Source organism: Ensifer sp. ENS02, from assembly GCF_014851885.1.
Classification (GTDB): domain Bacteria; phylum Pseudomonadota; class Alphaproteobacteria; order Rhizobiales; family Rhizobiaceae; genus Ensifer; species Ensifer adhaerens.
The window spans coordinates 1-12,161 of the sequence record NZ_JACVAO010000001.1; the positions used below are offsets into that span (position 1 = coordinate 1).

Below are 12,161 nucleotides of genomic sequence, written 5' to 3' on the forward strand. Positions count from 1 at the left end.
AGGGCATCTATGGCCGCGAGATGTTCGAGACCTGGTACAAGATGATCGCCTTCGTGCAGGGCGGGCTCGACCTTGCCCCCGTCATCACCCACCGCATCAAGATCGACGAGTTCCGCGACGGCTTTCAGGCCATGCGCTCCGGCAATTCCGGAAAGGTCGTCATGGACTGGTAAGCCGCAAGGGCCGGCGTACCCGTGAGCGGCGGCGGCTCAGTTGGCGAGGCCGAACTGGATCTCGATCTCGTGATAGCGGGCGCCCTGGCCCGCCCAGCGGTGGTAAATCTCGCGGCTCTCGCCGGAGAAATTGTGCCTGGACATCTCGATCTTTGCGACCAGCGGCGCGTAGCCCTGGGTGAAAAGGCTGCGCATCGGACCCTGGTGCAGCGTGGACGCCACCATGATCGGCTCCAGTTCGATCAGATCGAGCGCGCCGCGATAATCCTTGCCGCCCGTGACCGGGCGGCAGATCCGCCAGTCGAACGGCGTCTTGGCGTTTTTCGGTAGATCGTTCGCGATGAAGATCCAGGGACCTGCGGGCATCATGCCTGCACGTTCCATCTCCGCCTCGATGAGAGGCGCCAGCATGGCGCTCTCCGTCTTGACGTCTGGAATGGTGAGCCGCCGACCGATCGATAACGCCCGCATGGCGTCGGTTTCCTTGATGAGCATTCGAGCCTCCGTTTCGGTGCGAAGGTCCTGCGCGATCAGGTCAAGCGCAAGCAAAAAGCCGGAATAATCTTGCGATTTTTCCTCGACAATGGGCTCCTTCGGGAATCGTTTTGCGTGCACATGCCTGGCTGCCGCCTGCGCTTGCTTGAGGGCAGGGAGGCTCTATCTTGATGGCAGTGGCGACGTCGTCGCACCGGGAAGTAGAGGAGATGCATGCATGCGTTATGAGGGAAGCTGTCATTGCGGCAAGATCGCCTTCGAGGTGGAAGGGGAATTTGGCGAAGCGATCGACTGCAATTGCTCGCTCTGCCGCCGTCGCGGCGGACTGCTCGCCTTCGTTGCCCGCGACAAGCTGACGCTGACGACGCCGGAAGCGGACCTCTCGACCTATGTCTTCAACAAGCATGTGATCCAGCACCGGTTCTGCGACACCTGCGGAATCGCGCCATTCGGTGAGGGCGACGGGCCGCATGGGAAGATGGCGGCGATCAACCTGCGCTGCCTGCCGGAGTTCGATATCGAGGCGGTGAAAGTCGTCAAATACGACGGCCGATCGGTTTAGCACCGGACCGAAAAATTCAGTCCTGGTTGCGCGTGCGCATATGGCACAACGAGACCTTGCCGATTAAATTGTTGCTACCCTTGTCTTTTGGCGGGCAGCGCCTACATCTTCAGCGGAAGCTGATAAACCCCAAAAAGCGACAGGAACGGTGATTTTTATCGAATCATCCGGTTTTTCAGCGGAAATGCTTGACGGGATCGAAAATTCTGGGAATCACCATTTCCGAATAAGAAATGGCGAGATGACACGGCGGTTAGGGAATCATGCCAGAGACGTTTCAGTGGCAGGACTGTCGGAGCTTGTCCGCTTTGCCACGAGTACACTCGTGGTTAAACAGGAATTAAACATCATCCCGTTACGTCAGGGGAAATGATTCGGTGGCGGGTGCGCGGCGCACCCGGACCTTCGAGCGGCATTGGCACCGGGCTCACGCCGGTTGCGACAAGGAAAGCGACGAACTAAATGGCAACCAAAGTCAAAGAAAACGAAGAAGCTGACGTAGAACGCGAAGGCGCTCCGGACGGCCCGCTTCTCGATCTTTCCGATGACGCTGTCAAGAAGATGATCAAGGCTGCCAAGAAGCGCGGCTACGTGACGATGGACGAGCTGAACTCCGTCCTTCCGTCCGAGGAAGTCACCTCCGAACAGATCGAAGACACGATGGCGATGCTGTCCGACATGGGCATCAACGTGATCGAGGACGAGGAAGCCGAAGAAGCTGCCGGCGGCGGCGACGATGAGGCCAGCGACGACGATAACGAAAGCGAAGGCGGCGAACTGGCCCCTTCCAGCGGTACTTCGCTTGCCACCAGCAAGAAGAAGGAACCGACTGATCGCACCGACGACCCGGTTCGCATGTACCTGCGCGAAATGGGTTCGGTCGAGCTTCTGTCGCGCGAAGGCGAAATCGCGATTGCCAAGCGCATCGAGGCTGGCCGCGAGACAATGATCGCCGGTCTCTGTGAGAGCCCGCTGACCTTCCAGGCGCTGATTATCTGGCGCGACGAACTGAACGAAGGCCAGACGCTTCTGCGCGAGATCATTGATCTCGAGACCACCTATTCCGGTCCCGAGGCCAAGGCTGCTCCGCAGTTCCAGAGCCCGGAAAAGATCGAGGCCGACCGCAAGGCTGCCGAGGAAAAGGAAAAGACCCGCAAGGTTCGCTCGCCTGCCAACGACGACGACATCACCAATGTCGGCGGCGATGTCATGCCGGCCGAGGAGGAAGAGGAAGACGACGACGAGTCGAACCTCTCGCTCGCCGCCATGGAAGCGGAACTGCGCCCGCAGGTCATGGAAACCCTCGACATCATCGCGGAGACCTACAAGAAGCTGCGCAAGCTGCAGGACCAGCAGGTGGAAGCCCGCCTTGCTGCCACCGGCACGCTGTCGCCCGCCCAGGAGCGCCGCTACAAGGAACTCAAGGACGAGCTGATCAAGGCGGTCAAGTCGCTGTCGCTCAACCAGAACCGCGTCGACAGCCTGGTCGAGCAGCTCTACGACATCTCCAAGCGCCTGATGCAGAACGAAGGCCGTCTGCTGCGTCTTGCAGAATCCTACGGCGTCAAGCGCGACTCGTTCCTGGAGCAGTATTCGGGCGCCGAACTTGATCCGAACTGGATGAAGTCGATCAGCAACCTGGCCGGCAAGGGCTGGAAGGAATTCGCCAAGAGCGAAAACCAGACGATCCGCGACATCCGCCAGGAGATCCAGAATCTGGCCACGGAAACCGGCATCTCGATCGCCGAGTTCCGCCGCATCGTTTCGATGGTGCAGAAGGGCGAGCGCGAAGCGCGTATCGCCAAGAAGGAAATGGTCGAAGCGAACCTGCGCCTCGTCATCTCCATCGCCAAGAAGTACACCAACCGCGGCCTGCAGTTCCTCGATCTCATCCAGGAAGGCAACATCGGCCTGATGAAGGCGGTCGACAAGTTCGAATACCGCCGCGGTTACAAGTTCTCGACCTATGCCACCTGGTGGATCCGTCAGGCGATCACCCGGTCGATCGCCGACCAGGCCCGCACGATCCGCATCCCGGTGCACATGATCGAGACGATCAACAAGATCGTCCGCACCTCGCGCCAGATGCTGCACGAGATCGGCCGCGAGCCGACGCCGGAAGAACTGGCCGAAAAGCTCGCCATGCCGCTCGAAAAGGTCCGCAAGGTCCTGAAGATCGCCAAGGAGCCGATCTCGCTCGAAACGCCTGTCGGTGACGAAGAGGATTCGCACCTCGGCGATTTCATCGAGGACAAGAACGCACTGTTGCCGATCGACGCCGCCATCCAGGCGAACCTGCGCGAGACAACCACCCGCGTTCTCGCCTCGCTGACGCCGCGCGAAGAGCGCGTTCTGCGCATGCGCTTCGGCATCGGCATGAACACCGACCACACGCTTGAAGAGGTCGGCCAGCAGTTCTCGGTTACCCGCGAACGTATCCGTCAGATCGAGGCGAAGGCGCTCCGCAAGCTCAAGCATCCGAGCCGCTCCAGGAAGCTCAGAAGCTTCCTCGACAGCTAAAGTCGGGTACATGGAAAGATCGAAAGCCGGGCCACGTGCCCGGCTTTTTCGTTTCCGCCTCACCCATGCGATTTATTGTGGGCGCTTTCGCCGGGGAGTATAGTCGCCCCTTCGCAGTAATCTGGGGCACCCCGTCTTGTACGCGGGAGCAATCGCACCGCGGGCGTGAAGCGTGCCCCCGTGGAGGTGTCAGATGACGACGTATGTCATGCTCCTCAACTGGACCGAGCAGGGCGTCAAGAATGTGCGTGATTCCCCGAAGAGGCTCGACCTCGCACGGAATGTGCTCGGCGAGATGGGCGGCTCCTTCAAGCATTTCTTCCTGACCATGGGTGACTACGACATGGTGGCCATCGTCGAAGCGCCTGACGATGCGGTGGCCGCACGCTTCGCGCTCACGCTTGGCATGGCCGGCAATGTGCGCTCGACGACGCTGAAAGCCTTCCCTGAGGCTGCCTATCGCGAACTGATTGCCTCGCTTGGATGAACAGCCGGTGTTGCGGCCGTGAGGATAATCGCGGCCACAACGCCAGATGCCTCGTTCACGGCGCACCGTTTCCCGAGAGGATGCGGGCCGCGCCGCGCATGGCGTTGCGAAAGGCGTCGTCAAAGCTGATGCCGCTCAACTGCCAGCGGTAACGCTTGCCGCCCGCGTCCATCTGCCATTGGGCGATCCAGCCACGGGCGGCGTCGGACCAGACGAGCGTGCCGAGGAGCGGCACGTCGCCGTCGGTCTGTGTCGCGGACGCAAAGAGCTGCGCCGGATCCGCTTGCGGAAGGGTGTCGAGCGCGGGTTTCCGGGCGGTTACGGTCGCTGCATCCGGCAGCACGGTCGAAAGCGCCAGCGGCTTTGCAGCTGCCTCAAGCGAATCCGCCATATAGGGGCTTTCACTGCCGTCGCGTGTCAGCACGAAGCGGCGCTTCTGGTCCTTGACCGCCAGCCATACGGCGATCGCCGGGCGAGGGGAGAGCCATGGCTTGCGGCCGAGTTCTGCGAGAAGCGGATTCAGTGTTGCTGGCTGGTACCGGCAGGTGAGGTCATGCGGGCGGTCGTGCGTGCCCTGTTCGTCATGGATCGGGATGCCTTCGAGGCGATCGCGATAGGAGAAGGTCGAGACGAAGCTGCCGGCCTTGGCCTCCGCTGCAGCAAACCGGGGCGCCTCCGTGATCGTCGGATCGCCGGATAGTTTGACGAGCACTTCACGCAGGCATTCGCGAAAACCGATCTCACGATTGGCCTCACCCGTGCCGGTGACGATCGCGTCACTGCGATAAAGCGCGTCGATATCTGCCGCCCCGGCGTTGCTGCCGGCGTGGCAGAGAAGCGCCGCTACGAGCGCCGTGACCGTCGCTCTTTTCCGGATCAGTTTGCCGGCGGCAGGACGCAACTGAGATCGCCCTCCTCACAGCTCAGATAGGTCTTGAAGTCGGCGACGCGCTTCTGTGTGCGATCGTCGCGGCATTCAAGCGTGATCATCGGCTGGGCGGAGCCGCCGGCAACGCCCGAGCTTGCGAAATCGCATTCGGCATCGCGATAGGCGATCCAGGCCCTTTGCGCGGCAACCAGCAGCTTCGTCTTGTCGGCATCGTCCTTCAGGCGTCCCTGGATTTTCTTGTAAAGGGCGTTCAGTTCGGCGTCGGAGGCCTTCAGCGCCTTGTCGGCGCAGGCATTCATCTTCGCCTGGTCGCTCGCATCGGCGCATTCGTCGGCGCGCGCGAGGCCAGTCGCGGCGAACAAGCCGGCGAAGGCGAGCACCATCAAGGCGGATATTTTCATCGATACGCTCCTTTGCGCCCAATGGCTGGCGCGGCATGTCTCCCGTGGATCGTAAAACCTCCGGTGGCGAAAGTTCAATGGCCGGGCCTTCGATGGTTCTCCTTTGAATCAAAAGAGATCCTTAAGGTTTACGTTTTATCAATCTCTGGAGCGCCGCGGCCCCGACGGGCGGCCCGTGGTGTTCGAGCATTTTTCCCGCGGCATTGCCTTGCGCGCAAGCCGTGCTGCGGGAAGCAAGAGGTTCTGCGATGCGTTGCGTATTTGTCGTCGTCCTCCTGTTGCTGGCCGGCTGCGGAACGGTGCCGAGAGACACCCGGAATGCCTGCGCGGTTTTCGAGCAGCAAGATGGCCTTTTCAACAATTGGCGCCGGGAAGCCTATAGCGCCCAGCGTGAATACGGCGTGCCCGTACCGATCCTGATGGCGACGATCTACACCGAATCCGGCTTCCGCCATAATGCCCGTCCGCCACGCACCAAGCTTTTCGGCTTCATCCCCTGGACGCGCGCTTCGACAGCATACGGCTATTCCCAGGCGCTCGACGGCACCTGGGCGCGCTATCAGAGCGAGACCGGCCGCTGGGCAGCGCGGCGTTCGGACTTCGGCGACGCGATTCGCTTCATCGCCTGGTACCATCGCGAAAGTGCCCAGCGGAACGGCATCGCCCTCAACGACGCCTACAGGCTCTACATCGCCTATTACCATGGCCACGGCGGCTATTCCCGAGGCAACTGGAGCGATACGGCCAAGAACGGCGCCAAGCGGGCGGCCGGCATGGCCCAGGTCTATAGCAAGCAGCTCAGAGGCTGCGGCAGCTAACGCCGCAGCCCGGTTGAGCCGGCGCCAGGGGACCGTTCTTCCGCTTAACCAGCGGCTGCGCGATCAAGTTCCGCGACATCGATCTTCACCATGGCCATCATCGCCTGCTGGGCGCGGGCCGCACGCGCCGGATCAGGATCGCCGAGGTGACGCATCAGGGCGTCCGGGATGATCTGCCAGGAAAGGCCGAACCTGTCCTTCAGCCAGCCGCAATGCTGCGGCGTGCCGCCGTCCAAGAGCCTTTCCCAGAAGTAGTCGACTTCCGCCTGGTCGGTGCAGCGCAGGAAGAACGACACGGCCTCGCTGAACTTGAAATGCGGCCCGCCGTTGAGCCCCATGAAGTGCTGCCCCTCGATCTCGAAGGATGCGGTAAAGGCCCTGCCGTCGGGGCCCCGCTTCACGTCGGTGATGCGGGTGTTGCGGAAAATGTCGGTGTAGAAAGTGATGGCGTCCTCCAGCTGATCGTCGAACCAGAGAAACGGCGTGATCTTCTGCATGGGTGTCTCCCGATTTGGATGCTACCGGCCAAGGACGAACGGGGAAGCGCGGTTCCGACAAAAGCAGCGCCGCACTTGAAAGAAAATTCCGTCCCGATGTCGGAACTCTTGGCCGTCCTGCGTCCTATGCTCGTAGAACGAACAGAGGAGACTATGTCGATGACCTATGTGGACGGCTTTATCGTTGCCGTGCCGAAGGCGAATATCGAGGCCTACAAGGCGATGGCGAAGGCGGCGGGTGAGGTGTGGATGGAGCACGGCGCGCTCGCCTACACCGAATGCCTGGCGGATGACGCGCCCTATGGCGAAGTGACGTCCTTTCCCCGCTCGGTGCAGGCCAAGGACGATGAGACGGTGGTGTTCTCCTGGATCACCTACAAATCCCGCGCCGAGCGCGACGCGATCGTTGCCAAGGTCATGGCCGATCCGCGGCTGCAGGGCGATGCCTGGAAGCAGGTGTTCGACGGCAAGCGCATGATCTATGGCGGCTTCGAGGCCTTCCTGGAGATGTAGGCGCTGTTTGCGCGACGGATTGCGGCAGATCGCCTTGGACCGGGAGCGGTCCGGGGATAGAAGCATTGGGCATATCACCGGGTCGCACCGCTTCTCAGGCGGATGCGACCGCCTGCCGGAGGCCTTCATGCCGCAAACGCGCATCACCATCGCCACCCATGGCCAGGGGCTCTATGAATTTACCGACGAGGCGGCGGCCTTCGTACGCGCCAACGCCGACTGCGAGGGGCTGCTCACGGTCTTCGTGCGGCACACCTCCTGTTCGCTTCTCATCCAGGAGAACGCTGACCCGGACGTGAAGCGCGATCTGGACGCCTTTTTTCGCCGCCTCGTGCCGCCTTCCTCGGATACCTCCATGCGCTGGATCGTGCACACCCAGGAAGGCCCCGACGATATGCCGGCACATATCAAGGCGGCGTTGACGCCGGTATCGCTCGGCATTCCCGTCAGTGGTGGCCGGATGCTCACCGGCACCTGGCAGGGGCTCTACCTCTTCGAGCATCGCGACCGCCCGCATCGCCGCGAGATCGTCCTGCATCTTTCCGCCTGATTGGCCGGCGCCGACGATTGAACGGCGGCGCAAGGGTTCTAGATAAAGGGGCGAGAGCAAGGGCTTGGGAACCGGCCTTCGAGGCTAGGGAGGAACCGGAATGACCGATGCACAGACGATTGCCAGCGGCTTTATCGAGGCGCTGAACCAGCGGGATTTCGAGGCGCTGGCGCGGCTCGTGCATGAGGACATAGAACTCGATTCGCTGACCGGTCAACGCACCGTCGGCGTCGGCCCCTTGCGCGCCTGGCTGATGAACTATCTGCGCCGTTTCGACGAGCAGTTCGGAGACGTGGTGCTGATGCGCGATGCCTTCGGCCAGCGCGTGGCCGCCGATTTGACGGTACGGGGCACCTACCGCGAGACCATGGAAGGCTTTCCCCCTGCGACTGGCCAGAGCTACTCCATCCCCAGCGTGCTCGTCTTCGAGATCGAGGACGGCGCCATCACCCGCCTCAGCCATTATCGCAATATTCGCGTCTTTGAGCGGGCGCTTGCCGGCTGAGCGACGCGTAGCCGACCGCTCCTGACGGTCGCGCCCCTTCATTTTCAAGTTTTCTTACTGACCGCCGGATGACCGATCATGTCTTGATCGGGAAAATACGGGCGCGAATCACCTCTGGCACGCCGATGACGGCGGCTGATTCGCCGCTTGTCCAAGCGCAGGCGAAGGCGCGTCCCAGCGCCTTGGCCGCGGTCAAAGCCCTTCGAAATACTTGTTTATAAGCAATGCCTTATCGACTGTGACTTGCACGAAAGTCTCCTCCACGCGCGTGTGGTCATCACGTTCTGGCAATCTGAACGTCCCATGAACATCGGGTTCCGCTGTCGTTCAGCTTGGCGACCCTATTCTCTGATCAATCGCTTGGGACGGTGATTGCCCCTCGAACCCTTCAAGCTTGGAGAGATCTTATGAAGAACCGCCTTTTTAACGCCGCTGCCGCCGCCGTCATCGGACTTACCGGCCTGCTGGGTGCCGCCTCCACCGCTTCGGCGGAATCGATCGAATTCGGTTTCGGCCCGCGCGGTGGCGTCGATGTCCAGTATCGCGACTACGACGGCGGCTACGGTGACGAGCGCGACTGGGGTCGCGGCCGTGACCGCCACTGGGACCGTGACCGCCGCGGCCGTTGCGCGCCCTGGATGGCCGTCGACAAGGCCCGCGATCGTGGACTCCGCCGCGCCTATGTCGCCGACGTCTCTTCGCGCCGCGTCGTCGTCGAAGGCCGTCGCCACGGCCAACGCCAGACGATCGTGTTTGCGAACGCCCGCGGCTGCCCGACGATCGGCCGCTGGTAACATCTAAGGAATCTTCCCGCCTCGTCTCCCCCGGCCGGCGGAAGAATGGCCCCTCATGCCAAGGCATGGGGGGCTTTTTGTTTGACGCCGCAGCGACCAAGGGGCGCCGGTTGCGCGCAGCCCTGGTCGGGACGCGTGAACGAAGCGAAGTGGATCAGGCCGACAGCGCGGTCCACACGTGCGAATCGTCCGCTCGGGCGATCGTGGTGTCAGGCACCGTAGTTGCCGAACCGACGGCAAGGCTCCGGCCGGTTTGCCCTCTAGCATTGCCAGACGAATGAACGCGCGGCGCAATTCCATCGCGGACATCTGCGGCCTAGGCATCGGCTGATCTTCTTCAGACCAGATCCAGCCCATGTGTCAGCCATCGCCCGGAACACCTGCCAAGGATCTCCTCGACCGAACACTCGGGACCAACGATCCATGCGATGTGGCTGGAGGTCCGCTTTAGCGGCGAGGATGACGAGGACGTGAAGGCGAGGGCGACGCCAGGCGGAGATCGCGGAGCGGTCGCGGGCGATGCCGCAGGGCGAGGGACGGCAGCAAATCGCGCGCGGGAAGCGATGTCAAAGCAGGTGCCGGCAAATTTAAGCCTGGAGGTCGGACGGCGTTCAGCGCCGGGCCCAGTCTTAGTCGAGTGCATCGCGATCACCAGCGCCCAAAAGAAAAGCCCCCGGCACCCATCCTTGGCACCAGGGGCGTTCGATCGTTGAACGCCCGCGCTTGGCCGCGGGCGTTGCTGACAAGCCTTACTGCTTGATTTCGAAGGTCACGTTGACCGTCACGTTGTAGCTGTTTTCGCCGGTTGCGACCGGAACGGCGTCGGCGGCATATTCCTTGGCCATGCCGGCGCGCATCATCGGCACCGGCTCGGGGCGGAAGCCCTGCTCGGAGATGTTGACGATCTTGCCGACCGAGACGCCGGCCGCTTCGGCCAGCACCTTGGCCTTCTCAACGGCATCGGCAACGGCTGCCTTGCGCGCTTCGGTGATCACGGCTTCCGGCTTGTCGTTGGTGAACTGTACGCCGCCACCCTGGTTGACGCCGAGCGAAACCGACTTGTCGATCACTTCGCCGAGCTTGGCGAGATCGCGAACGCGGACGCTGACGCCGTTCGTCACCTGGTAGCCGATCAACTCCGGCGCGCGGTTGCTGCCGTCGGTGTTGGTCGGGTAGCTGTATTGCGGGTTGAGCATGAAGCCGCTCGTCTGCAGGTCGCGATCGGCAATGCCGCCGTCCTTCAGCGCCTTCAGCACTTCGGTCATGGTCTTGTTGTTGGCGTCCAGCGCTTCACGCGCGGTCTTGCCATCCTTGACGACGCTCAGCTGCAGGACTGCCATGTCCGGCGCGGTCGTCGCGCGGCCTTCGCCGGCAACGACGATGGTGGCCTTGTCCTTGTCCGTCTCCTGCGCCTGAGCGGCGGCAACGCCAGCAAAAGCTGCAGCGAAGGCGGCGATCGAAAGCGTGCGGGCAGTGCGTGTGGAAATCATCTTCAATGTCTCTCCGGTTGTTCCGTCCCAAGCGTCTTCTTGGCTATCGATTGTGTGAGCATTGCGGCAATGGCTTGTCCGCAAAAAGGTTTTCCGCTAGAGCCTTGGCCACCCGCAAACTGCCATTGGTTCGCGGGCCTGGATCACGACGGTGCCACGCCTCGTTCGGAAGCGCAAAGGCCACCGTAGCACTTAAAGTTGCTGCCCCGTGTCTTATCCCTGGACCGTTACGGTTTAAGGACAGGAGCGGATCCAGAGTGGGCCTGTAGCTCAATGGTTAGAGCCGGCGGCTCATAACCGCTTGGTTGGGGGTTCGAGTCCCTCCGGGCCCACCATTGCTTTCTGTAAGTATTTGTTTTTCCTCCTGAATTTGCGGTTCTGTGTCCCACTTTTCAGCCGTGGACTCGGAAAGTGGGACACTTTTGTTCTCGTTTCTATTTGCACCCGGCGATTCCGGCTTTGCTGCCTGACTTGGGTGTTGCTGGCCATGATGGTGCTAAATGAGATGCATTCCTGAAAATCTGACCCTGCTTCACAGCAGCGAAGAAGACCTTCGAGCAAAGTCTATCGCGCTTATTGAGGCCAGCGAGGACATGTCGCTACACGTCTCGATGATCGAAACCTGCATGGACATGATGCAATACGTTCGCACGAATACGCCCGAAATGAGTGAGGACCAGGTAATCGTGGCGCTCATCGGTGCCAGCGTGTTCAATTCAATGGCGTCGGCATTCAAGCTGCTGCTCGGAGGCTACTACCAGTCGTCCGGACTGCAGATTCGCTTCATCATGGAGAGCGGTTGGCTGCTCGATTATCTGAGGACCGATCCGAAATTGGTCCAAGAGTGGAAGGCTACCCCAGAGGACAAGCGGCAGAGCGTGTTCCGGCCCGGCAAAATCCGCGACCAACTGGATAAGCGCGACGGGTTCACGGAGAAGAAGCGGGAAGCACACTATAAGCGGCTATGTGTATTATGCGGCCACCCAACCTTTGCCGGCTTCGCCATGCTGCGTCCTGAGCCAAATGCTGACGCCCACATGGGGCCGTTTCTCGTACCGGCCCTACTAGAAGGATGCATTCAGGAACTGGTGCAGGTGTCGATTACAGCATGGCAGTCGTTTATGCGCTTCTTCCCGCCGAAAACACTCTCTGATTATCGAGCCCGAATTCATTATATCGAGAAGCAAAATGACTGGTTCAAACACGTCTTTGGCAAGCCGCATGATATGACCGCCGTGGACGAACTCAAAAAGCTGATCGTGCAACTGGAGCAGCAGTCGATATAACCCTTGATATGGTTGGTATGTGAAACAGGGGCATATATGCGGGTATCGTGGTTTTAGGCAACCTAAGTGACTGAATGCACGCATCTTTGATGTTCCTCCGGGCCCACCAGTCACTTGCGAACATTGAATTTTCTAGGTTTTCTGGCTGATTTTTGCCCAGATTTGATGTGCGCGCAGGTTT

General features: G+C 61.2%; 14 protein-coding genes, 1 tRNA gene and 1 pseudogene. 11 read left to right on the top strand and 5 right to left on the bottom strand.

Going from position 1 to position 12,161, the window contains the following annotated elements:
- Window positions 1-173: pseudogene (tdh, locus tag IB262_RS00005) on the top strand (L-threonine 3-dehydrogenase); the annotation flags it as partial.
- A gap of 36 nt (window positions 174-209) precedes the next feature.
- Here tdh and IB262_RS00010 read toward each other — a convergent pair.
- The gene (locus tag IB262_RS00010; RefSeq protein WP_112977231.1) at window positions 210-668 is read right to left on the bottom strand and encodes a hypothetical protein; all 459 of its coding nucleotides are present in this window, start codon (window positions 666-668) and stop codon (window positions 210-212) included.
- 217 nt (window positions 669-885) lie between these two features.
- On the opposite strand from IB262_RS00010, the gene IB262_RS00015 reads away from it, so the two are divergent.
- The 3 genes from IB262_RS00015 to IB262_RS00025 all read left to right on the top strand — a co-directional run bounded on the left by IB262_RS00015 (window position 886) and on the right by IB262_RS00025 (window position 4,237).
- On the top strand, window positions 886-1,230 hold the full coding sequence (locus tag IB262_RS00015; protein ID WP_034803441.1) for a GFA family protein: 345 nt from the start codon (window positions 886-888) through the stop codon (window positions 1,228-1,230).
- Between the two features lie 462 nt (window positions 1,231-1,692).
- Window positions 1,693-3,750, top strand: a complete 2,058-nt coding sequence (gene rpoD, locus IB262_RS00020) for an RNA polymerase sigma factor RpoD (protein WP_034803439.1) — start codon at window positions 1,693-1,695, stop codon at window positions 3,748-3,750.
- A 193-nt stretch (window positions 3,751-3,943) separates the two neighbouring features.
- Window positions 3,944-4,237, top strand: a complete 294-nt coding sequence (locus IB262_RS00025) for a GYD domain-containing protein (protein WP_034803438.1) — start codon at window positions 3,944-3,946, stop codon at window positions 4,235-4,237.
- Between the two features lie 55 nt (window positions 4,238-4,292).
- Here IB262_RS00025 and IB262_RS00030 read toward each other — a convergent pair whose 3' ends face one another.
- On the bottom strand, window positions 4,293-5,138 hold the full coding sequence (locus IB262_RS00030; protein WP_112977224.1) for a DUF2066 domain-containing protein: 846 nt from the start codon (window positions 5,136-5,138) through the stop codon (window positions 4,293-4,295).
- Window positions 5,114-5,527, bottom strand: coding sequence for a lysozyme inhibitor LprI family protein (locus IB262_RS00035; protein ID WP_112977225.1), 414 nt, complete (start codon window positions 5,525-5,527; stop codon window positions 5,114-5,116). Before IB262_RS00035 ends, IB262_RS00030 begins: the two co-directional genes overlap by 25 nt.
- A gap of 248 nt (window positions 5,528-5,775) precedes the next feature.
- Here IB262_RS00035 and IB262_RS00040 point away from each other — a divergent pair, with 248 nt between their 5' ends.
- Window positions 5,776-6,345: a membrane protein gene (locus IB262_RS00040; RefSeq protein ID WP_034803436.1), complete on the top strand. Its 570-nt coding sequence runs from the start codon at window positions 5,776-5,778 to the stop codon at window positions 6,343-6,345.
- Window positions 6,346-6,389: 44 nt separating this feature from the next.
- Here the strand turns inward: IB262_RS00040 and IB262_RS00045 are convergent, their stop codons facing one another.
- Window positions 6,390-6,842 carry a VOC family protein gene (locus IB262_RS00045; protein WP_112977226.1) on the bottom strand — a complete coding sequence of 151 codons (453 nt, stop codon included), beginning with the start codon at window positions 6,840-6,842 and terminating at the stop codon, window positions 6,390-6,392.
- A gap of 159 nt (window positions 6,843-7,001) precedes the next feature.
- Here IB262_RS00045 and IB262_RS00050 point away from each other — a divergent pair, with 159 nt between their 5' ends.
- From IB262_RS00050 to IB262_RS00065, 4 genes are all read left to right on the top strand, one after another.
- On the top strand, window positions 7,002-7,355 hold the full coding sequence (locus IB262_RS00050; protein WP_112977232.1) for a DUF1428 family protein: 354 nt from the start codon (window positions 7,002-7,004) through the stop codon (window positions 7,353-7,355).
- Between the two features lie 127 nt (window positions 7,356-7,482).
- Complete coding sequence (locus IB262_RS00055) at window positions 7,483-7,905, top strand: secondary thiamine-phosphate synthase enzyme YjbQ (protein WP_112977233.1); 423 nt, start codon at window positions 7,483-7,485, stop codon at window positions 7,903-7,905.
- A 100-nt stretch (window positions 7,906-8,005) separates the two neighbouring features.
- Window positions 8,006-8,410 (top strand): ketosteroid isomerase-related protein, encoded by a 405-nt coding sequence (locus IB262_RS00060; RefSeq protein WP_034803432.1) that lies wholly within the window; start codon window positions 8,006-8,008, stop codon window positions 8,408-8,410.
- Window positions 8,411-8,817: 407 nt separating this feature from the next.
- Window positions 8,818-9,204 (top strand): hypothetical protein, encoded by a 387-nt coding sequence (locus IB262_RS00065; protein ID WP_034803430.1) that lies wholly within the window; start codon window positions 8,818-8,820, stop codon window positions 9,202-9,204.
- Between the two features lie 749 nt (window positions 9,205-9,953).
- Here the strand turns inward: IB262_RS00065 and IB262_RS00070 are convergent.
- Window positions 9,954-10,694 (bottom strand): SIMPL domain-containing protein, encoded by a 741-nt coding sequence (locus tag IB262_RS00070; RefSeq protein ID WP_112977228.1) that lies wholly within the window; start codon window positions 10,692-10,694, stop codon window positions 9,954-9,956.
- 259 nt (window positions 10,695-10,953) lie between these two features.
- Here IB262_RS00070 and IB262_RS00075 point away from each other — a divergent pair.
- Together IB262_RS00075 and IB262_RS00080 are read left to right on the top strand one after the other, a co-directional pair.
- Window positions 10,954-11,029: transfer RNA gene (locus tag IB262_RS00075), tRNA-Ile, on the top strand.
- A gap of 165 nt (window positions 11,030-11,194) precedes the next feature.
- Entirely contained in the window at window positions 11,195-11,980 is a 786-nt protein-coding gene (locus IB262_RS00080; RefSeq protein ID WP_112977229.1) for a hypothetical protein, read from the top strand.
- Window positions 11,981-12,161 lie beyond the last annotated feature (181 nt).

Coding starts and splice junctions, on each gene's coding strand:
- IB262_RS00035 (WP_112977225.1), bottom strand. CDS start 5,527: ATGAAAATATCCGCCTTGATGGTGCTCGCCTTCGCCGGCTTGTTCGCC.
- IB262_RS00025 (WP_034803438.1), top strand. CDS start 3,944: ATGACGACGTATGTCATGCTCCTCAACTGGACCGAGCAGGGCGTCAAG.
- IB262_RS00055 (WP_112977233.1), top strand. CDS start 7,483: ATGCCGCAAACGCGCATCACCATCGCCACCCATGGCCAGGGGCTCTAT.
- IB262_RS00050 (WP_112977232.1), top strand. CDS start 7,002: ATGACCTATGTGGACGGCTTTATCGTTGCCGTGCCGAAGGCGAATATC.
- IB262_RS00010 (WP_112977231.1), bottom strand. CDS start 668: ATGCTCATCAAGGAAACCGACGCCATGCGGGCGTTATCGATCGGTCGG.
- IB262_RS00015 (WP_034803441.1), top strand. CDS start 886: ATGCGTTATGAGGGAAGCTGTCATTGCGGCAAGATCGCCTTCGAGGTG.
- IB262_RS00070 (WP_112977228.1), bottom strand. CDS start 10,694: ATGATTTCCACACGCACTGCCCGCACGCTTTCGATCGCCGCCTTCGCT.
- IB262_RS00040 (WP_034803436.1), top strand. CDS start 5,776: ATGCGTTGCGTATTTGTCGTCGTCCTCCTGTTGCTGGCCGGCTGCGGA.
- IB262_RS00080 (WP_112977229.1), top strand. CDS start 11,195: ATGAGATGCATTCCTGAAAATCTGACCCTGCTTCACAGCAGCGAAGAA.
- IB262_RS00065 (WP_034803430.1), top strand. CDS start 8,818: ATGAAGAACCGCCTTTTTAACGCCGCTGCCGCCGCCGTCATCGGACTT.
- IB262_RS00045 (WP_112977226.1), bottom strand. CDS start 6,842: ATGCAGAAGATCACGCCGTTTCTCTGGTTCGACGATCAGCTGGAGGAC.
- IB262_RS00060 (WP_034803432.1), top strand. CDS start 8,006: ATGACCGATGCACAGACGATTGCCAGCGGCTTTATCGAGGCGCTGAAC.
- rpoD (WP_034803439.1), top strand. CDS start 1,693: ATGGCAACCAAAGTCAAAGAAAACGAAGAAGCTGACGTAGAACGCGAA.